General features: G+C 69.7%; 21 protein-coding genes and 2 pseudogenes. 17 read left to right on the top strand and 6 right to left on the bottom strand.

Going from position 1 to position 25,678, the window contains the following annotated elements; genetic code table 11:
* Nucleotide 1: 1 nt before the first annotated feature.
* Nucleotides 2-907, top strand: a complete 906-nt coding sequence (locus tag OG524_RS00275) for a hypothetical protein (protein WP_405385854.1) — start codon at nucleotides 2-4, stop codon at nucleotides 905-907.
* Nucleotides 908-1,374: 467 nt separating this feature from the next.
* On the opposite strand, the gene OG524_RS00270 is transcribed toward OG524_RS00275, so the two are convergent.
* Nucleotides 1,375-1,566: a hypothetical protein gene (locus tag OG524_RS00270; RefSeq protein ID WP_405385852.1), complete on the bottom strand. Its 192-nt coding sequence runs from the start codon at nucleotides 1,564-1,566 to the stop codon at nucleotides 1,375-1,377.
* A gap of 566 nt (nucleotides 1,567-2,132) precedes the next feature.
* Between OG524_RS00270 and OG524_RS00265 the strand changes: the two genes are divergently transcribed.
* The 6 genes from OG524_RS00265 (at nucleotide 2,133) to OG524_RS00240 (ending at nucleotide 5,829) form a co-directional block, all read left to right on the top strand.
* The gene (locus OG524_RS00265; RefSeq protein ID WP_405808464.1) at nucleotides 2,133-2,513 is read left to right on the top strand and encodes a hypothetical protein; all 381 of its coding nucleotides are present in this window, start codon (nucleotides 2,133-2,135) and stop codon (nucleotides 2,511-2,513) included.
* A 737-nt stretch (nucleotides 2,514-3,250) separates the two neighbouring features.
* Nucleotides 3,251-3,475 carry a hypothetical protein gene (locus tag OG524_RS00260; RefSeq protein WP_405808462.1) on the top strand — a complete coding sequence of 75 codons (225 nt, stop codon included), beginning with the start codon at nucleotides 3,251-3,253 and terminating at the stop codon, nucleotides 3,473-3,475.
* 540 nt (nucleotides 3,476-4,015) lie between these two features.
* Complete coding sequence (locus OG524_RS00255; protein ID WP_405385843.1) at nucleotides 4,016-4,468, top strand: hypothetical protein; 453 nt, start codon at nucleotides 4,016-4,018, stop codon at nucleotides 4,466-4,468.
* Nucleotides 4,465-4,800 carry a hypothetical protein gene (locus OG524_RS00250; RefSeq protein WP_405808460.1) on the top strand — a complete coding sequence of 112 codons (336 nt, stop codon included), beginning with the start codon at nucleotides 4,465-4,467 and terminating at the stop codon, nucleotides 4,798-4,800. The genes OG524_RS00255 and OG524_RS00250 overlap by 4 nt, the downstream gene beginning before the upstream one ends.
* A 183-nt stretch (nucleotides 4,801-4,983) precedes the next feature.
* The gene (locus tag OG524_RS00245; protein ID WP_405385839.1) at nucleotides 4,984-5,235 is read left to right on the top strand and encodes a hypothetical protein; all 252 of its coding nucleotides are present in this window, start codon (nucleotides 4,984-4,986) and stop codon (nucleotides 5,233-5,235) included.
* Nucleotides 5,236-5,451: 216 nt separating this feature from the next.
* Complete coding sequence (locus tag OG524_RS00240) at nucleotides 5,452-5,829, top strand: hypothetical protein (RefSeq protein ID WP_405808458.1); 378 nt, start codon at nucleotides 5,452-5,454, stop codon at nucleotides 5,827-5,829.
* A 442-nt stretch (nucleotides 5,830-6,271) separates the two neighbouring features.
* Here the strand turns inward: OG524_RS00240 and OG524_RS00235 are convergent, their stop codons facing one another.
* Nucleotides 6,272-6,784: a HEAT repeat domain-containing protein gene (locus OG524_RS00235; RefSeq protein ID WP_405808456.1), complete on the bottom strand. Its 513-nt coding sequence runs from the start codon at nucleotides 6,782-6,784 to the stop codon at nucleotides 6,272-6,274.
* Nucleotides 6,781-9,651, bottom strand: coding sequence for a tectonin domain-containing protein (locus OG524_RS00230; RefSeq protein ID WP_405808455.1), 2,871 nt, complete (start codon nucleotides 9,649-9,651; stop codon nucleotides 6,781-6,783). The genes OG524_RS00235 and OG524_RS00230 overlap by 4 nt, the downstream gene beginning before the upstream one ends.
* Nucleotides 9,652-9,867: 216 nt before the next feature.
* Here OG524_RS00230 and OG524_RS00225 point away from each other — a divergent pair, with 216 nt between their 5' ends.
* The gene (locus OG524_RS00225) at nucleotides 9,868-11,694 is read left to right on the top strand and encodes a hypothetical protein (RefSeq protein ID WP_405808454.1); all 1,827 of its coding nucleotides are present in this window, start codon (nucleotides 9,868-9,870) and stop codon (nucleotides 11,692-11,694) included.
* Between the two features lie 418 nt (nucleotides 11,695-12,112).
* On the opposite strand, the gene OG524_RS00220 is transcribed toward OG524_RS00225, so the two are convergent.
* Nucleotides 12,113-12,970 carry an MBL fold metallo-hydrolase gene (locus tag OG524_RS00220; protein WP_405385831.1) on the bottom strand — a complete coding sequence of 286 codons (858 nt, stop codon included), beginning with the start codon at nucleotides 12,968-12,970 and terminating at the stop codon, nucleotides 12,113-12,115.
* A 684-nt stretch (nucleotides 12,971-13,654) separates the two neighbouring features.
* Between OG524_RS00220 and OG524_RS00215 the strand changes: the two genes are divergently transcribed.
* The 9 genes and pseudogenes from OG524_RS00215 to OG524_RS00175 all read left to right on the top strand — a co-directional run bounded on the left by OG524_RS00215 (nucleotide 13,655) and on the right by OG524_RS00175 (nucleotide 23,341).
* Nucleotides 13,655-14,068 (top strand): hypothetical protein, encoded by a 414-nt coding sequence (locus OG524_RS00215; RefSeq protein ID WP_405385829.1) that lies wholly within the window; start codon nucleotides 13,655-13,657, stop codon nucleotides 14,066-14,068.
* Between the two features lie 144 nt (nucleotides 14,069-14,212).
* Nucleotides 14,213-14,674 (top strand): hypothetical protein, encoded by a 462-nt coding sequence (locus tag OG524_RS00210; protein WP_405808451.1) that lies wholly within the window; start codon nucleotides 14,213-14,215, stop codon nucleotides 14,672-14,674.
* 1,163 nt (nucleotides 14,675-15,837) lie between these two features.
* The gene (locus OG524_RS00205) at nucleotides 15,838-16,638 is read left to right on the top strand and encodes an alpha/beta fold hydrolase (RefSeq protein ID WP_405385826.1); all 801 of its coding nucleotides are present in this window, start codon (nucleotides 15,838-15,840) and stop codon (nucleotides 16,636-16,638) included.
* A 2-nt stretch (nucleotides 16,639-16,640) separates the two neighbouring features.
* Nucleotides 16,641-17,888, top strand: coding sequence for a PP2C family protein-serine/threonine phosphatase (locus OG524_RS00200; protein WP_405392998.1), 1,248 nt, complete (start codon nucleotides 16,641-16,643; stop codon nucleotides 17,886-17,888).
* A gap of 531 nt (nucleotides 17,889-18,419) precedes the next feature.
* The gene (locus OG524_RS00195) at nucleotides 18,420-18,818 is read left to right on the top strand and encodes an HIT family protein (protein ID WP_405808448.1); all 399 of its coding nucleotides are present in this window, start codon (nucleotides 18,420-18,422) and stop codon (nucleotides 18,816-18,818) included.
* Nucleotides 18,819-19,747: 929 nt separating this feature from the next.
* The gene (locus tag OG524_RS00190) at nucleotides 19,748-21,145 is read left to right on the top strand and encodes a hypothetical protein (RefSeq protein WP_405385822.1); all 1,398 of its coding nucleotides are present in this window, start codon (nucleotides 19,748-19,750) and stop codon (nucleotides 21,143-21,145) included.
* A gap of 487 nt (nucleotides 21,146-21,632) precedes the next feature.
* Nucleotides 21,633-21,767: pseudogene (locus OG524_RS00185) on the top strand (IS5/IS1182 family transposase); the annotation flags it as partial.
* Nucleotides 21,768-21,970: 203 nt separating this feature from the next.
* Nucleotides 21,971-22,282: pseudogene (locus tag OG524_RS00180) on the top strand (pectate lyase); the annotation flags it as partial.
* Nucleotides 22,283-22,456: 174 nt separating this feature from the next.
* Complete coding sequence (locus tag OG524_RS00175) at nucleotides 22,457-23,341, top strand: hypothetical protein (RefSeq protein ID WP_405385821.1); 885 nt, start codon at nucleotides 22,457-22,459, stop codon at nucleotides 23,339-23,341.
* 251 nt (nucleotides 23,342-23,592) lie between these two features.
* Here OG524_RS00175 and OG524_RS00170 read toward each other — a convergent pair whose 3' ends face one another.
* Entirely contained in the window at nucleotides 23,593-24,309 is a 717-nt protein-coding gene (locus OG524_RS00170) for a DMT family transporter (RefSeq protein ID WP_405808446.1), read from the bottom strand.
* Nucleotides 24,310-24,373: 64 nt separating this feature from the next.
* The gene (locus OG524_RS00165) at nucleotides 24,374-25,618 is read right to left on the bottom strand and encodes a serine hydrolase domain-containing protein (protein WP_405808444.1); all 1,245 of its coding nucleotides are present in this window, start codon (nucleotides 25,616-25,618) and stop codon (nucleotides 24,374-24,376) included.
* Between the last annotated feature and the right edge of the window lie 60 nt (nucleotides 25,619-25,678).

Here is a 25,678-nt window from a genome sequence, read left to right as displayed (position 1 = left end):
GATGCGGCGTCTGCTGTGGCCTGCCGCCGCGGCATGCTTCCTCGTGGCCGGATGCACCGCGTCCGGCCACGAGGGCCCTGCCGGCGACGAGCTTCCCCGGCCGTTGTCGGGGGCCGTCCACTTCTCCGCGGGCCAGGCCGACGCGCTGCGCCGGATGGAGGAGGAGGAGATCCGCTCCTGCATGCGTGAACGAGGCCACGTCTACCGCACAGCCCCCGTTTCCGACCCGCGCAGGCTCGCCGCGGAGAACCCCTACGGACTGCTGGATGCCGACTGGGCCGAGGACGACGGCTACGGCATCACCGCCGAGCAGCTGGCCGGCCGGCCGCAGGACCCGAACGCCTCGTACGTCTCCTCCCTGCCGAAGGCCGGGCATGCGGCGTGGGAGGAGGCGCTGCTGGGGGAGGAGGAGAACCACCGCACGCTCACCCTCCCGGACGGCGCGGAGATCGGATACGACCCCCGGTCCTGTGTCGAGGTCGCGAGCAGCACGCTCTACGGGGAGCGCTGGACGGAGCTGCGCTACCTCATGGAGAGCCTCACCAACCTCATCGCCACCGCCGTACGGGACGCGCCCGGCTTCCGGGACGCGGAGCTGGCGTGGGCGGACTGCATGGCGGAGCAGGGACACGAGTACCGGAAGCTTTCGGAACCGCGGTCCGAGACAGGACGGCGGCTGGAGAAGACCGACCGGGACCCGGTCGCGCAGCGGTCCGTCGGCCGCGACGAGCTGGCGCTCGCCCGCGACGACCTGGCGTGCCAGCGTGACACGGACCTGGCAGGGGCGGTGACCGAGGCCCAGGTGAAGGCGGAGGCGAAGAGCCGCGAGCAATGGCGGCGAGAGATCGAGGAGTACCGCGCCATGAAGGCCTCCGCCCTGGCCAAAGCGGACCGTGCCGCCGAGTGAGCCGGGACAAGTGGTGTCACTGGCCGCCGCCTTGCGCAGGGCGGCGACCAGCGCGCGGGCTGTGGCCGTGTCGCAGTTGCCCAGCGCAACGAGGGCGGCTCGGCGTAAGCCCTGCGGCGGTCGGCAGGTCGTCGGCGGCGCAGACGGACCGCCGTGCGCCGGCCATCCGGATCGCCGCCTGCTCGTCGGAGCCGGAGCCGGAGCCGGAGCCGGAGCCGGAGCCGGAGCCGGAGCCGGAGCACGAGTACGCCGCCGTCGACGACGACGGCCTGGCGGCCGAAGCTGCAGCGGACCCACGCCCCGGTCAGCGGGCGTCGCCCGGCGGGTACCGATGACCCCGGAAACATCGAACACCCCGCACCTCCGGGGTATGCGGGACGTTCGGAAGGCGCGCCTCCACAGGGGTACCCGGCGGCCACCTGTCGGTGACGAGGGCCGGATCGGGCTGGTTAGGGGCGGCGCGCGCCCTACGCCCACTCCAGTCCGAGGGCGGCGAGCGCGGTGAGTTTGGCGGTGGTGAGCTTGGCCCTGCGGGTCTTGCTGTTCGTGATGAATACCCCCAGTTTGACGGGGTGTTCCTCGCCGTCGACCAGAGCTGCGGGTGTCGGCGAAGACGACCGCGCCGACGCCGCGCCTGCCCCGGATGTCGACGCCCTCACCGAGGACCCGGCAGCTGGAGAGGACTCCGAGGTCGGTGACCCATCCGTCCGCGTCGATGCCGTTTGCGAACCGGTCGAGCACGACCCGCCGGTGCGCGGCGGGGTGTTCGCCGCACAGCCACTCCGCCCCGACCCGCCCCGGATAGGCGACGGGGTCGCTCGCGTGGAGCTCGGCCGCCGTCTCCGGCAGTGCGCGGGCAAAGCTCATGGCGTCCAGCGTCCGGGCGTGGAATGTCATGAACGACCGCACCCCCGTGGTGTCGGCGTGCTTGAGCAGCGCTTCCTGGAGCGCGGCGAGCCGCCGGCGGTGCCCGCGGTGCCCGCCGTGCCGGCCCCGCCTCTCCTCCGGCGACGCGGCCGGCCCGGGAGCCTGCGGGTCCCGGATCTCCAGCACATCGATCTCGAACCGTGCGAGCACCCCGCGCTCGACACTTTCCATCAGCCCGAACTCGAACAGCACGGGGCCGTACAGCGTCTCGTCGTCCATCGACGCGACCAGCCGACCGCCGGTCTCGTCCGCGCCGCCACTGCCGGGCGTCGCTTCCCACAGGCGCGGGGTGGCCGTCATGTACAGGCGCCGCTCCGCAGGGATCCGCGCCTGGTCATGCACGCCCCGCCCATGCCTTCCCGAGGTCACCGGACGTGCGGTGTGCCTCGTCGACGACCAGGAGGCCGAAGGGGCGCATCCGCTGTCCGTACGAGCCGCGCAGCGCCCTCTCCAGTACTCCCGGGGCCGCGCCGTCGACCAGTCCCGCGTCGCCGCCCCCCGCCAGCGCGACCTCTCCTCCCGCAGCATCAACGTCCGGGGTGTCCGGGACCGTGCGGTCGATGCCTGGATCGACGACGACGTGGCGGAGCTCGACGCCATCTGGGACGAGATCATCCAAGACCTCGGATCCGACTGCGACTCCTACAGCGACGTCTCCTCCATCGGCTTGGCCGCCTGAGAGACGAAAACGCTCCGTTCCCCGGCACTGGAGCTGCCGGAGGGCGGGGCGTTTCGCATCGGAGTCACTGTCACTCGCGTCGTCGTGTTCAGCGGGTGTTCGGGCCCCACGGTGGTGTGCCGGCCGCGGGGAGGGGGTGGTGTCCTTCGTCCCAGTGGTTCGACCAGCCGCACAATCCGCACGCGTACCGGCCGTCGAGTCCGTGGACTTCGGCTTCGCAGCCGCGGCACCTGGTCGCGGTGATCTCCGGGGTGATGGCGGGCGCGGGTGCGGCGGAGGACCAGCCGCACTGGTTGGAGCAGGTCCAGGCCCCGTCGGATCCCTGGGTGGCTGAAGCGCCGCAGCGTCCGCACGTCATCGGTTGCCTCCCCGTGGCGGCCCTGCCGTCGGGGTGCGGCGGGGCCGGTTCCAGGATGGCAGGGGCGGCCCGGGCGGGGAAGGCTTCGGCGCACGGGTGACTCGTGCGGGGGTACGGGTGCGCCGCTCGCGTCCCATATTGAGCCGGGGCTCGAACAACAGCGCCCGGGAGAAAGGATCCCGGGCACGACGCAGGCCCGGACACCTGGTCCGGGCCTTGCGCTGTCGAAGTCCTCCACCGGGTCGAATGCCAGTAAGGGAGTCGGATACCTTCCGTCTGCTCGTGCTCTCCCAGGAGCGGTTGGCGACTGGGACTGGTCCGGTGACACGCCCTGACCGCCGACGGGTGACATCGCGGCCCAGCCGTTCGTTGACCCCACATGCCTGTACTGCCGTCACCTGAAGTGATCGAAGCCGCCAAGACACCCAAAGGGGCGTGGACGCGTGCCCAGCTCGCCGAATGGAGTGTGCCGTGGCCCCCGCCCAAGGGATGGAAGGACGAGCTGATCAAGCGCTGGAAGGCCGCACAGCCGGACGGCGCACCGCCGCCCCAGCACCGTCCGGCCCCGGCCGGCTTCGCACAGGAGGCGCTCGACGTCGGCTGACCTGACGACAGCGGGGCCGGACAGGATCACCCTGCCAGGCCCCGCCGCCCGCTCCCGGCTACTCGCCAGCTGAGGCGGATGCGCGGCCCTCACCCGAACGGGAGGTCGTCCAGCAGGATGTCCTCCGGCCAAGGCCGTGGCTGGGGAGGCTGACCAGTTCGGCTGTGTCGGTGCCAGCGGGCGGACCGGCTGCACCTGTGCACCCTTGCCCGGCTTCACTGCAGTACCGACCCCTGGAACATGTCCGACCAACCCGCATCTCCCTTGGTCATCCGGAAGAACTCCGTGGTGCTGGGAGCCTCTCAGTCCTACCGAGCGGTGCCAGGTCGAAGTGACCGCTGCCGAGTGGACCGGGGAAGAGTGGTACGGCCTCGCTGCGGACGGACCCATCCGGTATACGAGGTCAATGGCTATATGCGAGGTTGATCACGAGAATCCCGGATTCGGCAGAGATCGGACAGGCCGTCCGCAGATGGGACGTAGTTGTCGTGGGCCGGTACAGACGCATGCCGGCTCTCGATTTCCTGAAAGGAAACAAGAGTGAAGGTTCGTTTCGGCGCAAGCCGTTGGAAGACACTTGCCGTCACGGCGCTGGCCGCGCTAGCCGCCTCCACCGCCCCGGGAGCGGTGTCCGCCACCGCGGCCACCCGGGTGGGGGAGTCGGAACACTGGGGCGTGATCGCCGCCAACACCATCGGCTCTCCCGTCGCCGCGCTGAGGGACGGCCCGTTCGGCTCGTACCAGGTTCAGGGAAACAGTGCCGCCAGCCCGCCCTACGGCAAGGGCAGCCTCGGTATCCAGGTGGCGGACAAGTCCACCTCGCAGAGCAGCCCCGCGGAGAAGGTCGACTTCGGCAACGAGATCGATTTCCGGGGCGATCGCCTGCTGCAGCTGGAAAGGCCGGCTTCCATGTCTTTCAGACCGCCGAGAACGTCGACTACGGCGGTACGAGCAACCTGCCGGGCATCCGGTTCGAGATCGACCCCGACGTGAGGGCGGACCCGACCGACAGTTACTCCACCGCGGTGTGGCAGCCGGCCCAGGTCCCGGCCAGTTCGCTGAACCGCTGGAGTGCTTACCTCGACGCCACCAAGACCGGTTCCTGGTTCCTGACGGGCGGCGAGACGACCTGCACCCAGGCCACCCCGTGCAGCTTCACGGAGCTCAAGGAGTCGTTCGTGGAGGGTGACGAGCCGACCATCTACAGCGTCTCGGTGAGCAAGGGCCGTGACTACCTGTGGGCCGGCGCCGTCGACGGTCTGCGGATCAATCAGTACGTGTACGACTTCGAGGCCAACGGAGTCCGTGCCCGCCGCGCCCGGTAGGGCCCGGCCGAAAGGCTGATCAGTCGTGGCGGTCCGGGCGTGGAGCGAGGCCGACGGTCATCGGGCCGCCGCTCTCCGGCGCCCGGACTCCCGCATGAGCGCCGACGGAGGCCGCGTACCCGTTCCAGGCATCGGGCCGGGGAATCTGGCCGGCCCGGAGGCGGACAGGCTGGCAAGGGGGTCGTGGACGCGTTCGTCCCGCAGACCCACAAGCCCGGCACCGAGGCCGGGGCCGACTTCGGGGACGTCACGGTGAAGCTGGCCGGTGAACTGGTGACCTGCCACCTGTTCGCGTTCCAGCTGTCGTACTCGGGCAAGGCCGTCCACCGCATCTTCGCCTCGGCGGGCCAGGAGGCGTTTTTCGAGGGTCACGTCCACGCTCTCAACGTGCTGGGCGCGGTGCCGACCGCCGAAAGTCCGCTACGACAACCTTAGGGCCGCCGCCGCCCAGGTCCTGGGCCTTTCACGGCGCCGGGTGGAAGCCGAACGCTGGACTGCCTTCCGTTCGCACTACGGCCTGGAATCCTTCTACTGCCGGCCCGGAATCCGCGGCGCCCGTGAGAAGGGCGGAGTCGAGGCCAGATCGGCTGGTTCCGCCGCAACCACCTCGTCCCGGTTCCCGAAGTCGACACGCTCGCCGAGCTCAACGCGATGATCGACCGCTGGGACCAGGAGGACGACGCCCGCCGCATCCGGTCCCGTCCCCGCACCATCGGTGAGTACTTCGCGGCCGAGCAGCCGCTGCTGGTTCCCCTGCCAAAGGAGCCGTTCGAGACAGGCCGGCTCTCCACCCCGCGGGTCGACCGCTACAGCCGGATCTGTGTCCGGACGAAACCGCTACTCGGTGCCGGTCCGCCTGCTTCACGCCTCCGAGCCGGTGGTCTACGACGGACGCGGCAGGGCAAGACCGTCGCGTTGCAATACGCCCTGTCCCAGCTGCCGCACCCGGCCAGGGTCCGCCGGGTCCATGTCGGTGTGCACCCGACGGTCCCCGAACTGCGCCGGGTGCTCGCGGACGGACGCTCTTGAACTGGGCCGGCGTCTACCGCGCGGGGCGGGGGAGGCCGACCGGGCGCTGGTCAATGCGCTACGACAAGCCACGCTTGCTGGTACTGGACGAGGCACAGCGCCTTGCGGGGCCGGCGCTGGAGTTTCTGCGCGGGCTGTCGGATCACCCGGACACGGACTCGGCGCTTGTGTTCGCGGGGGCGGGCAGCGAACGGGCGCTGCGCGTAACGGAGGGTCCGCCGACGATTTCGATGTTCAGCGCGGCCGCATGCACGCGCAGCTGCCGCGCGATACCTCTTTGCGTGAGCTGTCCGGCGGCCGGGTAGGGCCGCCGGACAGGAGGTCACTCTCCCAGAGGCTTCTTGGCTGCGACACGCAGCAGTTCGGCCGGGGACACGCGGGGATTCCTGTGGCCGCCTGCCCGAGACCTCGGTGCCACCGATGCCTCGGGCCGGGGCCTCCTTCACTCTTTGCGGCGGGCGATCTGTTCCATGGCTGCACTCCTCACGATCTCGTCACCGGACGTGAGGAGTCGGACGAGTGCCTGCTGCGCCTCGGGGCCCGGTGTTTTACCCAGGGCCCAGACGGCTTTCGTTGCGAGAGCCCGGCTGTCATCGAATTCCAGGTATCCCGGAACCCACTGAGTTGCCTGATACAGGGCATCGACTGCGTCAGGTGTGTGCAGCTTTCCTATGGCTGACACGACATCCTCGTGCTTGTGGTGCCAGTCCGCCGAACATAGTTCCACGAGCTCCTCGAGGTAGTCCGATGTGATACCGAATGTAAAGCCCACGATAAGAGCCATTTCGACGGCTACGCTGTCCCGCTGATGGAGAGCGTCGCGCAGCAGATCCAGACCCAATGTGTGACCGTCCTTGGCATTGAAGTGACGGAGCACCTGCTCGGGAGTTCCTTCAGGGTCTCTTCCCGGGTACGTCACCAGCGACAGGATCAGATCCTCTTGCTCGGGTGTCATCTCTTGATCTCCTCGAAGTGCAGGATGTTGGTGTTGAAGATACCCAGGGCTTTCCCCTTCCCGAGACAGACGGTGACCAGATTTGCTTCCTCTCCCTTAAAGAAAGCGAAGTTCCGCGCCCAGCGCTTGGAGATTAGTGGCATGTCTGGATACATGCGCGTCGTCGCTGCAGACACATCTCGGACGCCAATTTCCTCCAGTGCGGCCCTTGTGCCGGGCTTGACGATGAACTTCACCAGCCTCCCATCATAATTCTCTGAGAAACTCTGCTTGGGTGAGATGCATGTCTCTGCACTGGCTGAGATGTTACGGGTGGTGCTTAGTTCGAGGAAGTGCCTCTCGTTCATCGTGCGGAAAAATACTTCTCCGCAAGTTGCCGAAGAGGACGTTGTCTTTTCCAGTGTGACAACTGGAGTGAAGTTCGTGGGTGTACGGCTGTGTGCATTACTGATGGGTGACGAGGCTGATCTCGCTGCTGCGGTGGGTGTGCCATTGGTTGTGCAAACCGTCTGCTGCTCTGGCCGTTCTTGGGCAGGTAGGTCGTCCCTAATCTTGCGTGCGGTGTCGATGAGTGTGCGGAGGTCGCGGTACTTCTGCTTGGCTGCGTCTGCCTTCTTCAGGAACGGGGGTAGTTCCTTGGCGGTCTTCTTGATGGCGCCGGCGAGCTTGCCTGTCTTGTTGACGGCGCCGACTCCGAGCAGGGTGCTTCCGGCGTCGGTCACTGCCCAGAGGCACTTGAGCAGGTCGCCCTGGGAGCACTTGACGATGTCGTCGATGCCGAAGGTGTCGAGCAGGATGTCGAGCCCGTTGTCCTTGAGCCAGTCGGTGATGCTGGTCTCGAGGAGCTTCTTCGCTTCGCGGTATTCCTCGACGCATTCCTGGCCGCATTGTTCGGCGAGGAGTTGTTCGTCCCTTTGTTGTTGTGCGATGTCGGCGGCTCCGCCGAGGCGGGTCCAGTCACCACCGGTGCCGGCGTCCGCAGTGGTGTTGGTGGTGTTGTTCCAGCGGTAGGTGGTGGTGAGGTCGGGGGAGAGGCCGTAGAGCTGGGTGTCGCTGACGGCGAAGGTCGCGCCGGGCCCGCCGATCTGGGTCCAGTTGTCGGGTGTCCCGTTGTATTTGTGGATGTTCCCGGTGTCGGGGTTGGTGGCGAAGAGGCCGGCTCCTCCGGCGTAGATGTCCTTCGCGGCCCCGCCGATCCGGGTCCACTCGGTGCCTTCGCCCGACCATTCGTAGACGGCCTTGTGGTCGGGGGTGATGCCGTAGACGTGGTCGTGGCCGACGGCGAACTGGGCGCCCGGCCCCCCGACCCGGGTCCATTTGTCGGGCTTGCCGTTGTACTTGTAGAGGTCGCCGGTGTCGGGGTTGGTGGCGGGCAAGCCCGCACGCCCGGCGTAGATGGTTTTGGCGGGTCCGCCGATCTTGGTCCACGTGTCGCCGTGCCATTCCCCGATGCCGTCCGTGGCCAGCCGGTAGAGGTGCTTGCCGGTGACGGCGAACTGCCCGGCGGAGCCGCCGACCGGATCCCAGCCGGGGTTGTCCGCGTTGTACTTGCGGATCTCTTTGCTGTCGGGCCCGGTCATGAAGACGCCGGCGCGGCCGGCGTAGACCGCGTTCGCGGGGCCGCTGAGTGACGTCCAGCCGTCGCTGCCGCGCTTCCAGAGGCTGCTGTTGTCCGCTGTCAGGGTGTAGAGGTCGTCCTGGGCGGTGACGGCGATACGGGCGGTGTGCTCGTTCAGGGTGTCGGACGCTCCCGCGGGCTGGACCGGAGCCGGAACCGTCTCCCGCTGCCCGGCTTCGTCCCGGGGCGGTGGTTCGCCCTCGGTACCGGGGACGGCCGGGGCCGGGACGTCCGCGTCCGGCGGTGCTTCTGCCGGGGGCGGTGCGGGGACGGATTCCTGGGCCTCGGGTGCGACCGGTGCGCTCTCCTGCGGCTGAGCCGGCGCGGGCGGGGGAGTCTCCTGTACCGGGGGTGCCGGGGGCGGGGCGGTCGCGGGTGCGCCGAGGGGAGTCCAGTCGGTGCCGGTGCCCGTCCATCGGAGGACTGTGGTCCGGTTGGGGGAGAGGCCGTAGAGGCGGGTGTCGCTGACCGTGAACCCGGCACCAGGTTCGCCGGTCTTGGTCCAGGAGCCGGGCTGCCCGTCGTACCTGTTGAGCTGCCCGGTTGTCCGGTCGGTCGCGAAGAGCCCGGCGCCACCGGCGTACAGGTCCTGGGCGGGTCCGCCGACCCGGCTCCAGTCAGTGCCCTGCCCGGACCACTCGAAGACGGCCGTGCGGTCGGCGGCAATGCCGTAGAGGCGGTTCCCGGTGACGGCGAAGTCCGCACCGGGCTCGCCGATCCGGGACCAGGCTTCGGGGGTGCCGTCGTACTTGAAGATCTTGTCGTCGGGGGCGGTCGCGAAGAGCCCGGCGCCGCCCGCGTCGAGATCCTTGGCCGGCCCCCCGACCTTCGCCCACTGCGTGCCCTGGCCGGACCATTCGTAGACGGCGGTGCGGTCGGGGTTCAGCGCGTAGAGGCGGTCGTCGGTGACGGCGAAGTCCGCACCGGGCTCGCCGATCCGGGACCAGGCTTCGGGGGAGCCGTCGTACTTGAAGACCTTGCCGGAGTCCCGGGCGGTGGCGAAGAGTCCGGCGCCTCCCGCGTGGAGGGTCTCGGCGGGTCCGCCGACCTTGGTCCAGTCGGTGCCCTGCCCGTTGTACCGGTAGACGGCGGAGTGGTCCGCGGCGAGAGCGAAGAGCTGGTCGTCGCCGGTCGCGGCTACCGAGCCCAGCGCGACCGGGGCACCGGCTGCCGCAGCGCCTTCTTCGGCCAGGGCGGGGAACGAGGAGAGGATGCCGGCGGTCAGCGCACCGGCCAGCACAACACCCACGCGCCGCAAAACGGTCGGTGTTCTGCCGGTGCGGGACCGGGCGCGGCCCCCCACGAACGTACGGGTCACGGGATGCTCCAGGGTTTGGCCGGGAAGTGCTGGAGCTCTCACGGTGTGACCTGGTCTGATTGTCCTCAACTGCCGTTATGCGTAAGCGCAGATGGGGCGCTGTGGAAGCGGTGGACAACGCGGACAACTAACGGGGGATCCACAGTGGTGAAGGCCGGGCGTCCGCAGGGCGGGCCCAAGGGGCAGTCTGAGCAGGCCAACGCGCTGGCCCTGTTCCTGCGGAATCTGACGAAGAACCTCACGGTCCGCGAGCTCGCCGACCGCTACGCGGGCGGCAAGACCCTCTGGGGCGAGTACCGATCGGGTACGAAGACGGTCCACCTGCACCTGCTCGAGAGCCTGGTGCTCGACACGGTCAGAGACGAGCGCTCCCGCACCGAACTCCTGGAAAGGGCACGACGCCTGCACGCCGAGGCCGTGGCCGCACAGCAGCCCGCCGCCCCCGCGGAGCGGGACCCTGCCGGTCAGGGGGTGACTCCGGAGCAGGCCGTGGGCCAGGCCACGGCGAGTGCGCAGGATGCCGAGCGGCTCATCCACATCCTTCTCGGCGTCATCGCCGGTCTTCAGATGCAGGTCACACCTTCCGGCTCGTCCACCGTGACAGGTCCGGTGCCACTGACCGCTGCGCAGAGCATCCAGGCGGCGGGTGACCTTCGCGAGGCGGAGGACCGGCTGGTCCAGGTCCGCCTGGTCCACGACGCGGTGACCCGCGTACGGGACGAGGCAGCCGCCCTTCTGCCGGCATCCGATCCCACGGATACCCAACAGACCCCTGGCAGTCGAGGCCGTGGTGACGACTCCGCTCTGCCGGCCCGGTACGCCGCGGCGTCACGCGGCACTGCCGCGATTCTGCTCGTCTCGCGCGCAGCGCTGGCCGAACAGCACACCGCCGCCCGGATCCTCAGCGCCCGGACCGCGGGCGTCGGCACGGCCCTGTACGGGGTCGGGGCAAGCTCCAGCCCCGCGATGGCTCTGCCCCCGACCGTTTCGCCCGAGACTCTCCGCGGGCCGCACGCCAGGGACCGGTCACCGCGGTGGCGGACCGCCCTCCTCGCGACGGCAGCCGCTGTCGCGCTCACCGCGGTGGTCTCGGGAGCCGTCGTCACCACCCTCGGCATGCGCAACCACGAGTCCCCCCAGGCCGTCCAGGAGAAGAGCCCCGACCCTGCAGCTGCGGCACCCCGCTCGTCGCCGGCCCCGAACCCTTCGCCCACCGCTACCGCGACGCCCTCACCGACCCCCTCGGCAGGCCCTTCCTCCTTGCCTTCACCTGTCCGGACCCGCAGCACCTCCACCGTTCCCGACCATTACTTCGGCACCTGGGAAGGCGAATTCACCGAGCCCGGCGAACACGCTCCCTCACTTCGCAGGATCGTGGTCCGCAAGGGAACCGTAGGCACGAAGATCGCCGACGTCATCACCCTGTCGCGGACCTCCCTGTGCCAGGCCGAGGGAACCCTCCGTTCCACCGGCGCACTCCTTCTCATCACACCCAGACCGACGTCCGGTACCCCCACCCATCTCTGCACACCGGCCGGCGACATCGCCCTGCGGCGCGACGGTGACGCAGGCCTGACCTGGAAGTCCGACGGAATCACCGTCCCCCTGCACCGTGCAGCCTCCACCCAAAGCGCCGTGCCCGCTTCCTACGTGGGCACCTGGTGGGCCCAGGACGGGAACGACCCCACCTCCTCGGTCCGCATGACCATCCGCCAAGGTGGACCCGGCACGGCACGCGCCGAGTTCACGTGGGACGGAGACGCCCACCACTGCGAGGGCTTCTCCGTCCTCGCTTCAGCCGGCGACACACTGGCCTTCGGCCCGGAGACCGTCACCGCGTCCGAACCCGAAGGCTTCTGCACACAGACCCCGAGCCGCACCATGACCCGCCCCGACAACGGGAGCATGCACGTGGAAATGGCCGCACCCGACGGAACCGCACCCCGCGCCTTCACCTTCACCCGGACGAACTGAACACCCCCGGCAGGCAACGGCGCCTCGGCCCGGACGCGAGAAGAACGTCCGCAGATCGCCGACCTGCTCGGCGTGCCGCGCTCGACGGTGTACGGGTACCTCGACAATGCCAGGACCGTGCCCCGCCAGCCGCAGAAAGCCGCAGTCGCGGAGTCCGGAGCGCTGGTTTGCACCTGGGTCAGCGACAGGAGTCCAGGCCGGGATATGGGGTCGGCGCAACGTCACCGACAAGGTCAGGGACGTCAGGATCTTCCGCAATCTTGAGGCCGGCGTGCTGCGCCTGCACGCGGACCGGATGCAGTTCCAGTCCGGAAGCGGCTGCCGCCTCATGGTCTTCAGTCCCGTCGACGACGAGACGGCCCGAGCAATAGGAGCGTCTGCATGCCCTCGCGGCCTGACAGGCCCCGGACCGCCGCGATCACACAGAGAGGAACGGCTCCGTCAGATGCGGCGTCGCCAGGTGCAGCCTGGTGGCGGTTCCGCGGCCGAGCATGCGCTCCCTCGAGTGCCTGGCCGCCTCAGGGCTGGCCTCGTGCGCGTAGGCGAGCTCGGGGTGGAGCAACTGGAGTGCGTGCACCAGGAGGTCGCCGGTGACGAGCGCCAGCTCGCGCCCGTCGGCGACCAGCACGCTCTGGTGCCCGGGCGTGTGACCGGGCGTGGCGACCGCGCGCCCGGCGCGCAGCGGTGTGTCCCCGTCGAGGAGCCGGAGCCGGCCGGCGGCCGCGAGCGGGTCGGTGAGGGTCTCACGAAGCTGCGGGTTGAGCGTGTCGATGGCGTCGAACTCGGCCTGCTGGAGCAGGTATTCGGCATTCGGAAAATAGGGGCGGCGGCCGGCGGTCGAAGCGTTGCCGTCCACCGCGCCGCCCGCTGACGGGACGACCGGCTCGGTCACGACCGCCCACCCGACGTGGTCGGTGTGCAGATGTGTGAGCACCACGGTGTCGACTTCGGCCGGGTCGATGCCTGCGGCGGCGAGCGACTCGGGGAGCGCACCGGGCACGGGCGCCCACGAGCCGGCCGGGCTGTCCGCCGGACCGATTCCGGCGTCCACGACGGTGAGACCCTTGTCGCCGCGGATCGCGTACGCGCGGAACTGGAGCCGCCAGCGGCCCTCGGCGTCGACTGCGCCCGGGTCGTAGCGGTCGGCTCCGGCCCACTGTGCGGCCGTGGCATCGGGGAAGGCCTCGGCGCGCGGGGAGAAGAACGGGCCCTCGCCGTCGGCGAGGGCGATGATCTCGGTCGAACCGATCCGTAGACGGGGAACGCTGAGGGACATGACCGCGATCCTGCCATGCCATCCACGCGGGGTGGTGACTCACCCCATGCCGTGATGATCTCGATGTGGGGACACCGACCTTGCGAAGAAGATTACGAAGACGGTGCTCTCCCAGCCGACTTGCCCCGCCGGCGTGACGAGCCGCACCACTGGCAGGTGACCGAAAGGGGGGCGACGAGAACGCCGCACCGAAGCTCGACAGGGGACTCACCCTCCGGTGACAGGCACTCGGCCTTGTGTCCAAGAAGCGAGGGCAGAAGGAACCCGGGTACCTCGGCAGTGACCGTCCGGCGCCGGCGTGTGAGAGCGAAAGCCTCTTGCTTTGCCCGGACGAACCAGCCCCGGTCTCAGCCCGTGCCGGTACGGAGCGTGTGGGACAGGCCCCCGTTACGGGACGGGACGCACTACGACCGAGGCTGGCGCATGTCACAACCAGGTTGGCCCGTAGCAGCCGGGCGGGTCAGTCCCCATGCGCGTCGTCCGGAGCACCAGGATCGATTCCCGCACCGTGGTCCGAGAATGTGGTGCCGCGTGTCGGTTCCGGAGTTCATCTCCTGCGAAGGGGCGCCCCTGGGCGCAGCTGCCGCCTGTAGCAGCGGTTGTCATGAGTACGCATACTCGTGTGCGCAGGTTCCCCTCCGCGCGATACTGCCGGTCCCGGTGACCATTGACCAAGGAGCAGATATGACGCGTGTGCAAAGGGCTGTTGCCATCGCGATGATGACGGTGTGTGGACTGGCAGGGATGGGGGCTGCGCCTGCTGCGGCAGCAACCGGGGCCCTGCTGCCTCACCCGGGGCCGGAGGGCCTGGTGTGGGTGGGGGAGATGACCGGAGACGGTGGTGTTGCTTCAGGGGGTGCGTGGGAGAAGTTGCCCACCATTCTCACGGTGGCCTGTGAGGGGGGCGGCAGCGTGCAGGTGACGATGCGGCAGCAGTCGCACGTGGCGGCCTTCACGGTGGACTGCCCCTCCGGCAGTGTGGGAGTGGGCTCGGTGACCATGGACGCCGGCGTCGTGAAGGCAGGATCCTTCACCGTGGGGATCGACGCATCGGACGAAAGCATCCGATGGGGGCTGACCGTCACACAGCCCGAATAGCCGTCGCCATTCCCACCCCCGCCACCCCTCACCCTGACCCGCACGGCGGCCTTCACCGCCGACGTCAGCGAGGCCCCGTACGGGCGGACCTTGCCGCCCCGTGTGTCAGCATGCCCCCACTGACCGCACCGTCCCGGGGGATTCATGTACACCCGCGTCACCGTCACGCTCACGACTGCTGCTCTGCTGCTCGCCACACTTACCGCCTGCGCCTCGCGCGACGGCGACACCGCCGAGGACAAGCCTTCCTCGTCGGCCGGCAGCCCTTCCGCCGAGGGGAGTGCCGAGCCGCCCCGCGATGATGCCGCTGTACTGAGCGAGGCTGTGACGGCTTACACCAAGGCGTACTTCGAAGGCGACGCCGATACCGCCTACGGCATCCTGTCCGAGCGCTGCCGGGCCGAGATCACGCCTGAGGCGTACCGCGCCGTGATCGGCCAGGCCGCGAAGGATTACGGCCCGGACCATGAGGCGGAGGACATCGGCGCGAACGTGTCGGGGGAAACGGCTCGGGTCTCGTACAAGGTGACCGGCTTGCCGAAGTTCGACAAGAAGGCACAGCCCTGGACATGGGAGGGCGACGCCTGGAAATACGACGCCTGCTGATCACCGGCCAGAACGGTGCTCACCCGCGATGCCCAGGACGTCACCATCGACTGCCTGGCGGGCCGGCCGACGGCGGGCCCGCCAGGTTCAGCCCCGGTGAATCCCCCGCTATGAGCAGGCGGCCGTGGTGAGTTGCCCGGCCGCCTGCCCAGCACGCCAGGCCAGCGGCGCGAATGACTCTCCCGTGCCAGCAGGTCCAGACCGGCTGCGATCGAAGGCGACCACCACCGATCGGGATCGCGGCAACGGCCCTGGGGAAAGACATCGCACTGTGGAGGACAGCACTCGCCAGGGGTGCCGTCCTCCATCATGCGATGCGCAGACACAGGTTCCCGGTGCAGGGGTTCAGCCCTGAGGCGCGGCCGGTACGGCTCGTTCGGTGGGAAGGGTTTTCCAGAGCATGCAGTTGCGTGACGGGCAGAGGCTTGCCTGTCCGGAAGTACTCGGCGCTGAGCGTCGGTCCAGCCGGGGAGCCGGCACGGACCTCGCCACGGGCGAGAGCCTCGCCTCGATACCGCTGCATGACCGCATATGCGGACACCGGCGCCCCCAGAAATTCCGACGCAGGCCAAGGCGACCGTTCGTCCAGGGCCGCTCCGGTGATTGCGGCGGCAGCCGCCCGCCCTTGCGTCGGCAGAACCGGCGTTGCTCCGCGATGTGGTGTCAGAGGTGTCGCGGACCAGCGCAGCAGGTCCGTGTCGCCGGACTGCCCCTCGTAAAGGGCCCGCCCGGCCCGACGAGGGCCACTGGTGTCGCAGCGATGGTTCAGACAGCATGCGGCGCATGGACTGGATGCCTCTGCTCTCCACACTGACAGGCTTCCGCTGCCGGTCCTGGCCGGTGCTGCGGATGGAGCCGACGTACGTGGAGGCTTTTCACCTCCTGCAGCCATTCCTCGAAAGCGAAGCCGACGGCTTGGCGGATAACGGCTTCTTCAAGAGTTTCCTGCCTGCGGCCGGTGGATGCGAGCGTCGGTGGGGTCGGTACGGGGTGAGCCCACCAGAGGGGGTCTCCGCCCGGGACGGACATCAGCCCTCCGAACCGCAGGTCGCCCGCGAACCAGAACACTCCGCGGCCGTCCGGTGTGCCGAAGATCCGCGCTGGTGGGCGGCGGCCGCCCGGCAGGCCAGGCCGTGAGGTGCAAAGGGTGTCAGGATGTCCATGTGGACGTGCGCAAGAGAAACCGGGTACGGGTGACAGGCCGGGAGAGCGGCCCGGTGGTGATGCTCGCCCACGGTTTCGGCTGCGATCAGAATCTCTGGCGTCTCGTCGCACCCGCGCTGGAGGAGCGCTTCCAGGTGATCCTGTTCGATCATGTGGGGGCGGGGCGTTCCGATACGTCGGCCTGGAGCCCCGAGCGGTACTCCACCCTGGACGGCTATGCGCAGGACGTTATCGGCATCTGCCAGGAGCTCGGCCTCGGGCCCGTGACCTTCGTCGGACATTCGGTCAGCTCCATGATCGGTGTGCTCGCCGCCGTGCAGGAGCCCGCCCTCTTCGAGAAACTGGTCCTCCTCACCCCCTCGCCGTCGTACATCGACGACGGCAACTACCGGGGCGGATTCAGCGAGCAGGACATCGACGAACTGCTCGAGTCACTGGACAGCAACTATTTGGGCTGGTCGGCGACCATGGCACCGGTGATCATGGGAAACCCGGAGCGCCCCGAACTGGGGGAGGAGCTGACCAACAGCTTCTGCCGAACGGACCCCGAGATCGCCCGGGTCTTCGCGAGAGCCACCTTCCTGTCCGACAACCGGGCGGATCTCCCCAAGGTGACCGTTCCGACGCTCATCGCTGAGAGCGCGCGCGACACGATCGCCCCACGTGAGGTGGGCGCCTTCGTCCACGCGCAGATCCCCGGCAGCGAGCTGGTCACTCTGGACTCGACGGGCCACTGCCCCCAGCTGAGCGCCCCCGAGGAGACTGCCGAGGCGATCATCGCCTTCGTGCAGGGGCCGTGACCGTGCACCCGGCCGGCGACGGGACCGACGGATCGTGGCCGACGGAGGACCGTGACCAGGATTCCCCGGTGTTCTCCGCTCTGCTGGAGGACAGTGCGGAGGACCTGTACGAGAACGCGCCGTGCGGCTACCTCTCCACACTGATGGACGGGCGGATCGCCAAGGTCAACGGAACGCTCCTGAAATGGCTCGGCCACCGTCGTGAGGACCTGGTGGGCCACAGGCACTTCTCCGACCTGCTGACCATCGGCGGCAGGCTGTACAACGAGACGCACCTCGCACCACTGCTGCGGATGCAGGGCGAGGTCAACGGCGTCGCCCTGGAACTCAAGGCCGCGGACGGCACCCAACTGCCCGTCCTGGTCACCTCCACCGTCAAGCAGGACGAAGACGGCGAACCGCTGCTGATCCGCACCACCCTCCTCGACGCCCGGGACAGGCGTACCTACGAGCGCGAACTCCTGCGGGCCCGGCAGGATGCCGAGCACGACCGCGAACGCCTGCAACGCCTCGCCACCACCCTGCAGCGCACCCTGATCCCGCCGGCCATCGAACCGGTCCCGGGCATGGAGGCCGCCGCGCACTACCACTTCGCATCCTCCGACGAGGTGGGCGGGGACTTCTACGATCTGTTCCCGCTCACCGCCGGAGGCTGGGGGTTCTTCATGGGGGACGTGCGCGGCAAGGGCGCGGACGCGGCCGTGGTGACGTCGTTGGCGCGGTACACCCTGCGAGCCGCGGCGGTCTCCGATTCCGTACCGGTCAAGGTTCTGGCCAACCTCAACACCGCGCTCAACCACCAGGTCCAGGAGGACGAACCGCTCTTCTGCACCGTGATCTTCGGCCTGCTCACACCCGAGGAGAACGACGTCGGATTCCATGTCGTCCTGGCCGGCGGCGGCCACCCTCCCGCCGCGCTGCTCCGGGCCGACGGCAGCGCCGACTACCTGCCCACCCCGGGCGGCCAGCTGGTCGGGGTCGTACCGGACGCGCAGTTCACCACCGCCACCCTGAACCTGCGTCCCGGTGACACCCTGCTGCTCTACACCGACGGACTGACCGAGGCCCGTACCCGGAACCGGGGTGAACGCTACGGCGACGAAGCACTCCTGGACTTCTTGCGGTCCCTCGCACCCACCTCGGCACCCTGTGCCGTCAGGGCGCTCACCGCACTGCTGGACTCGTTCGGCGAGGGACTCGACGACGACACCGCGCTCCTGGCGATGAGCGTGCCCCCGGGCGAGCGGTGAGGGGCCGGAGCGGGCGGCCGGCGCGAAGCACGCATGAAAGGCGGTGATCAGCCCTGCCGGCGGAGGTCCAGCGGGTGGAGGACCTTGTCGTAGCGGCGCTCGCCGTGACTGGTGACTGAGGCCGACAGGTGTTTCGCAGAGGGGCAGTTCTACGATCTCAGTTCATGACGACTCCCGACTGCTACACATGCAGCAAGGAAGCAGTGGCTTTGTCGACGTCACACGACAGCAGTTGTCGACGGCCTCGGGAGGCGCTCGCTGAGCCCGGATCTCGACGTCGCCGAGAACGGGAGGCACCCACCGGCACTCGGCAACGGCGAGACGACGGCCGCCACCTGCGCCCGTAGCCAGCGCTTTTGTCCCGGGCCTCGGAGGGGCGGCAGACGGCGGCTTGCCGGTCGACACCGAGCTGCTGTCCGAAGCCATCGATATTCGACGCGGGAAACGCCTCCCGAACTGCCAGAGAAACGCTGCTCCTCGTCATCGACCGAGCCAGAAGCAGATTTCGACAACCTCCCACCACGCGAGTGCGTGGTACATGACCAGCACTGGCGGGTGGCCCACGCCTTCAACACCGCAGTGCCCGGCTGGCTGGTGCTGCTGCCTCGGCGCCACGTTGCCGCGGTTCATGACCTCACCGACGCTGAGGCATCTGCCCTTGGAATGTGGCAGGTCAAGCTTTCCCAGGCTCTCCAGAGCCTGACTGGTTGCGCCAAGACCTACGTCATCCAATTTGCCGAAGCCGAAGGCTTCGCGCACGTGCACTTCCATATCGTTCCGCGCATGGCAGATCTACAACCAGAGCATCGTGGACCGGGCATTTTCGAGCTGCTTCGGCGACCGGAACAGGAGCGGGTAACGGCTGACCGGGCAGACCAAATAGCCCACTCGCTCCGAGCTCAACTTCATGGGCACCCGAACGCTCGGTAACCAGATCACGGAATCTGAGCCAGAACCGTTTCTCGTGAACATCGACCTCGGCGCCGACCGGGCGCCTTCCAAACCGGTGAATGACTGACTTCACAAGCCGGGTTCCGGCTCAACTTCTGTGGTGCGGAGAGCGAGTGTCTCTTCCAGGAGCCTGCTCCACCGGCCTGACCTGGGAAACGCCGGACACGGCTTCGTCCAGCGACCGGCGTGACCGCTCACATCACAGAAGTTGAGCCAGAACCACAAGCCGTGAACAAAATCAGGAACCCTTCTGGCGGCCCAACAGACCTCCCGCCCGGCACAACTGAGTGATCACCCACCACAACAAGGGACATGACCGCTGCCGGCCGTTCGTTCCTCCGCACAAGGGTGATGGTGCTGTGCCGAGGGGAGGTTGAAAGACAGCTCCTGACGGGGTCCATGCAATACGCACGTGCTTCCCTCCTCCGCCCCGGAGCGCCACTCACAGGGCGCGCGTCTTGGGCCGCCTCGCGCATGGTGTCGGGCGGCGGGGTGGTGGGCCGTTGTGCGTACGCGCCCTGCTCCTCGGGCCGTGTCCTTGGTCTGCCCTCGGGAAGGAACAGGATGCCGGCCGGGCTGACCGGCGGCCTCTTACCAGAGGCACCGTCAGGCGTGTCTCCCGCAGGGTCTGTTCATTCTCGTTGTGCCTTCGGGAGGCCGATCGATCACCCTTGAACAGGCACACGATACGGTTTGCCTCGTGTCCGCCGGCCGCAGGCCTCGAAGGCATCACCCCCCGTGCCCGTGGGGGGTATGGGTGCGGACGGCGGGAGACCGCCGGCGTGCTGTTTTCGGCTGCGCCCGCTGCGAGGTTCAGGGGGGCGGGGACTGTCGCGGACCGCGCTCCGTGGCTCTGCCGGCCGCGCGATGCCGTCCCCGTCAGTTGTCACGCAGAGGAGCCCATCACCATGCCCCAGCACGAAGAGGCGGCGGCCGAGCAGAAGGACCGGGCCGTGCAGGGGTGTGGCGCCGGCCATCCGGAACAAGTTCCTGTCCCGGAGTCCGGCGAGCGGGATCCTGCGGCCGGATCCCTACCCGCCTCCTCTCCGGAACCGAGGGGCGAGGCGGCCGGAACCGAGGTCCCGGCTGCCGGTACCGGCAGCACCGAAGAGTTTGGGCAGCCGAAGAAGCCCGGGGTGGGCACGGTGGCTGCCGAGGGCACCGCGAAGGCCGGGGAGCCTGTGGAATCAGGGCAGTCCGAAGGGGCCGGGGATGCCGGAGGGGCCGGAGTTGCTGCCGGGGCCGCGTCCGTCGGAACGTCCCTGGTCTCCAAGAACGTTGAGCGGCCGGCCACGGCGGCCGTCGGCGCCGAGGGTGACGGGGCGGAACCCGGCCCCACAGCAACAGCCGCGGACACCGGCGCACCCGCTCCCAGGGAAGTGGGCCGCCCCGGCAAGGCGCTCCTGGCGGCCGCGGCGATCGCCGGTGTCCTGCTCGTCAGTATCCCCTTCCTGATCGCCGTCGGTGACGACGGGGACGGTGGCCGGCCCGGTGCGAGCGAGGCACCCGGCACGGTGCTCGGCGGTGGTGGCACGGACGCGCCCGGATCCTTCACGGCGGCCCCACCCGATGCCCGGCAGGACGGGAGGCCCAAGGCCGGCGGCGCGGGCAGCGGCGCGGAGGTGTCCGGCTCCCCGGCGGGAGGGGACACCCCGGAGAAGGAGGCGAAGGGCGGGGCCGGCGAGCCGGGGACGGGTACCGCTCCCGCCTCCACCGCAGACAAGCCGGCTCCCGCCCCGAAATCCGGCACCTCGTCCCAGGCACCGCAGGCGCAGGCAGCCTCCACCGTCGTGTACACGGGGGTCGTGGGCCACGGCTGTCCCGTCCCGTCCGGTGGCGGCTACAAGCAGGTCAACTACTTCAGTGATGGCACAGCGGGCTGGTACACGCGGACGACTGGAGCCTGGACGGGTGACGGGTGCAACGGCAGTTACGCTGCGGTCCCCATGTCCGGTTCCACGGCCACGGACGGCAAGAACAGGGTGATGTGGTGGTGGCGGCCTGGCACCGGAGCGCGTACCTGCCAGATCTCCGTGTTCATCCCGCACAGCAACACGACCCTGTACGTGGGAGGGCACCCCTCCACGTATCACGTGCTGGTCGACGCCAACGACCGGACGACGAAGTACAGCAGTTTCACCGTCAACCAGGCCGGTCTGCGCGGTCAGTGGGTCAGCGCCGGTACGTTCCCGGTGAAGGGCTCCACCATCGGCGTGAAGCTCCTCGACCGGGGTGACGACTGGTCCAGCGGCTGGGGCAAGGCCCATCACGCGGCCGCGCAGATGAAGGCAACCTGCCGCTCCTGAGCGGCGGGCCGACGCGGGTTCCCGACCTGACCGACCGGGTCACTCACCGCCCGGGAACAGCTCGGTGTCGCCCCGGCCGGGAACCAGCAAGCCGTCACCCTCGTGAAGAACGCCCTCTGGAGAGGGAGGCCGGCCTGTTCGTGAACGTCCGAGCAGCCGCTCCCGGCCGCCCGCATGCAGACCCTCACCAACGCCGCCGAGTCCCTGGCCGCACACCTGGAGTGCCTCGCCACCTCCGGCGCACCTGGGCGTACCGGTCCGGCCTCCGACATGGCCGGCCGCCTCGTCGCCGCCACCCTCCACACCCTCACCACCCCGCCCGGACCCCCGCTCCCCGCACGACCACACCCTTCCGCGACCGCCGCCCGCTCCACCGCCGCGGCCGCGCCGACGACTGGCCGGGCCCCGGCTCCGGCGGAGGCGGCCATCCCGCTCACCGCCAACAGGCCACCCCCCCGCCCGCCAGTCCGCACGCGGCCGATGACACCTGCCCGCTTGGAAGGAAGTGCACAACAAGTCCCACAGGCAGGTCCGTGCCCGTGTCGAGCACGCCTTCGCCCGAATGAAGACCTGGAAGATCCTGCGCGACTGTCGCCTCAAGGGCGACGGAGTCCACCACGCGTGCCCGGCATCGCGCGGAAGGGCGCCGCGCAGCTCCGCGACGATCGAGGAGTTCGACCGGCACGATCGTCCCGAAGGGCTGGTCACCCGCAGGCAGCTGCGCGAGCGGGGCCTGAGCCCCGGCGGGCACGGCACGGCCGCGGTCGCGGTCCTGCACTGCAGATACTGTGCGTACCGGCCCGACCGGTCGTGCAACCACCCCCGTTCCAGGTCGCGGACTTCGGCAAGCTCGTCCGGTCCTGCGCCAACTGCTCCAAGCAGTACAAGCGCGACATCATCGTGAACGACGTCGACATCACGGCGCCGGGCAAGTCCCTGGTCGGTATCAACACCAACTACGGGGACACGGCCGCACCGCGTTCGGTGCGCATCCACGGCGGCAGCAGCAAGAAGATCAAGCCGTGCATCCGCTACACCGGAAACGACGACGGCGACGGCGACAAGCCGACGGAGACGGGCAGCGGTCCGGACGGCACGTACTGCCGCTACTCCGCGTCGGACCTCAGTTACGACTAGGGACCCGGCCGTGATCCCCGCGCGGTCCTCCCCCCACCCCTCGTACCGGGCCGGTGGGGGCGGACCGCGCGGGCCGTCCGGCGCGGGGCACCGGCGATTGCGTCATGGTTTCGCCCGGCCGACACTTGGACGAGAGGATCCTGCTCGGGGAACCTATCGAGGATGTGCGCCAGCATGCCCAGCTCCGACAAGGCCGGCCGAGAGGGCCGGGACCCGGACGCCGAGATCGTGGTCCCGGAGGACGACGGTCCTGATGAGGGGCCGTCAGATGTCTTCCTGGACGTCCCTGCCCTCCATGTGGACAAGCTGGACCTGGAGGTGGACGACCTCGAGGCCCACGTCTCCCTGCAGGCCGAGGTGCTGGACCTCCTCAAGCTGAACGTCGGGGCGGACGTGCGGCTCGGGCGGGTCCAGCTGGGCATCGAGGGTGTGGACGTCCAGGCGCAGCTCAAGGTCCGGCTCCACCACATCGCCGCCGTCGTCACCCGGCTGCTGGCCACGGTGGATCGCAACCCCCAGATCCTCGAGCAGCTGACCCGCGGCGTGGGTGCGGCGGTCGAGGACGTCGGGGCCGGCACCGGCCGGGCCGCGGGAGAACTGGGCAAGGGCGCCGGCGCGGCCGTGAGCGAGGTCGGCCGGGGAGCGGGGACCGCGGTCGAGTCCGTGGGCGGGGGCGCGGGCAGGGCGGTGGAAGGCATCGGCGCCGGAGCGGGCGACGCCGTCGAAGACGTGGGCCGGAGCGCTGCGGACGCGGTGCAGGAGGCCGGCGAGGGCGCCGGTGGCGCGGTCGACGGGAGCACGCGGGACGAAGGGGAGCAGGACGACGCGGGGGAGGAATCCGAGCGCCCGGCCGCCCGCCGTCGGCGCCGAGCTCCGGAGCACGCGTCCACCGAGCCGGACAGGCCCCGTCGCACGGCTCCCGCGAAGAGGGCGAGCCGTGGCAGGAAGGCGGCGACGGAATCCCCGACTCCGGAGAGAAGGACCGGCCCCGCCAAGAAGACCTCTGTGGCGAAGACCCCCGCGAAGAAGGCCTCGGGCCGTCCGCGGCACCGCACGTAGACGGCAGCCGGCCCGGGGCTGAAGCACCGGTTGGCGAGGTGAGGCCTCGGAGGGCCCGGCCCGCGCCGAGCCGGACGTCAATCGGAAGCGCGGGGGGTCACCGTGTGGGCTACCACGTTTTCGGACGTCCGGAGCCGGTACCAACCGTGCTCTGCCCACGCATTCCGCGGCAATGGGGGTAGGCGGTGGTAGCTGACGCGGTGGGTGCTGCAGGGGGTCAGGGTGGCAGGTGGGACTGACCGCGTGCTCAATCAGCGTGGCGCAATGCTGGCCGCTCCGGTCTCGCTGTCGTGGTGCTCAGGGTTCCGCAGCTGTTCGCGCGGGCGGCGGTGGGTAGGAGTGGGGGTTGTGAGGACGGCGAGGCAGGCGATGACGAGGGCAATGCCCATCCAGCCGGTGGCGAGGAGGCGTTCGCCGACGACCAGGACGGCGAGGACGGCCGCGACGGCCGGTTCGAGCAGGGACAGGGTGGTGGCGGTGCTGGCGGGTACGTGGGCGAGGCCCCAGCCGAAGAGGACGTAGCCGGCGAACATGGGGACGAGCGCCATGTAGGTGCCGACGGCGGCGTTGGGCCAGGAGGCGACGAGCGGGGCACCCGTGGCGAGGAGGACGGGCAGGAGGAACAGTCCACCGAGTCCGAAGACGGCGCCCATCGCCACCCGGGAGGGGATCTGGCGGGTGATGAGCCGGTGCGCGGCCCAGGAGTAGAGGGCGTACGTCGCGGCGGCGACGAGGCCGAGGCCGATGCCGAGCAGCGTGCCGGCCATGGAGGTGCGGCCCGTGCCGTCGGTGGTGAGGGCGGCCTCGGCGACGCACAGCAGGGCGGTGCCGAACAGGCCGAGGGCTGCGGCGAGGGTCCAGCGGCGTGTGAGCCGACGGCCGTCCACGACGCGCTCGATCAGGGCCGAGGCCAGCGGGGCGGTGCCGATCGAGACGATGGTGCCGACGGCGACCCCGGCCAGGTGCATGGAGCTGTAGAACGGGCCCGCAGGCTGGGCCGGCGTGGCAGGGCACCGAGTGCCTGGGGCCGCGTCATTCGGCACCGGCGCACAGGGTGCGGTCCACAAGCCCGCGGACGGCCCGCTCGGCGGCGAGCAGCTGCTCGCCGCCGGTACCGTTGGCGACGACGACGACTGAGCGGCGCCCGTCTGCGGTGAAGCCGGTGCGCACCGTGAATCCCTCCAGGTCCCCTCCGTGGCCCCAGGTATCGCCGCCGCAGGTCAGCGGCTGCTGCATCAGTCCCAGGCCGTACCGCAGGCCGGGGAACCCCACGTGGAAGTTCTCGCTGACGGACACGGTCCTGCGCATCTCCGCGAGCTGGGCGGGAGGCAGCAGGCGCCCGCCGAGCAGGGCGGTGAAGAAGCGGTCCACGTCGCGTTCGGTGCCGACGAGGGCAGCGGCCGCGTCCGCTTGGGAAGTGTTCCTGGCCGTGGTGTCGGTCCAGGTGACCGAGCCGGGGAACAGGTGGTAGGTATGGGCATGCGGCGGCTTCAGGTACGGGTCGTCGCCGGGGGCGTAGGTGCCGGTCAGGCCGAGCGGCCGGATGATGCGGTCGCGTACCTCCTCGGCCCAGGGCCGCCCGGTGGCCTTCTCGATGATCATCCCGGCGAGGACATAGCCGGTGTTGGAGTAGTTCCAGTCGGGCTTGGGGGCATCGGCCGGTGCGGGTGGGAAGTCCGGCCTGTGGCGCACCGCGCCGGCGACCAGCTGCCCGGGGTCCCAGTGGTCAAATCTTGTCCGCTCGAAATCGGCTGCGGTGTTCCCGGTGTCTTCTTCGGGGCCGTAGTTGTGGATGCCGCTGGTGTGCTGCAGTAGGTTCCTGACGGTGATGAGGCTGCCGTTGTTGCCGTCGCCGCTCACCACACCCGGCAGCCAGCGCTCGACGGTGTCGTCCAGGGACAGGCGGCCCTCGGCGACGAGTTGCAGCACCACGGTGGCCACGAACGTCTTGGTGACGCTGCCGATCCTGAACTCCGCCCCGCGCGGCACAGGGCGGCCGGCGTGCAGCTCGGCCTCGCCCGCTCGGGCGTGTACTGTGCGGGCGCCGTCACGCACCCGCACTGTGATGCCGACGAACCCACCCTCTGCAAGGACGCGGGCCGTTTCGCGCTGGAGCTGCCGGGAGGTGAGCCAGCCGTCCGCGGAGGCCGCGGTGTCCGCAGACGCCGGGTGGGGAGCGGCCGCAGCACCAGGCGCGAGTGCCGTGGACGCAACGGCGGCAGTGAGGAGAGCGGCGGTGGCAAGGCGGGCCCGCGAGGTCTTCTGTGTTGCCTTCATGCCCTCACACTCTGCCGGGGCGGGTCGGCTGCGCCCATGGCGGCAGCCTCCGGAACGGGT

The sequence above is a fragment of the Streptomyces sp. NBC_01520 genome, from assembly GCF_045040375.1.
Classification (GTDB): domain Bacteria; phylum Actinomycetota; class Actinomycetes; order Streptomycetales; family Streptomycetaceae; genus Streptomyces.
This window is presented reverse-complemented; position numbering and strand designations above follow the sequence as displayed.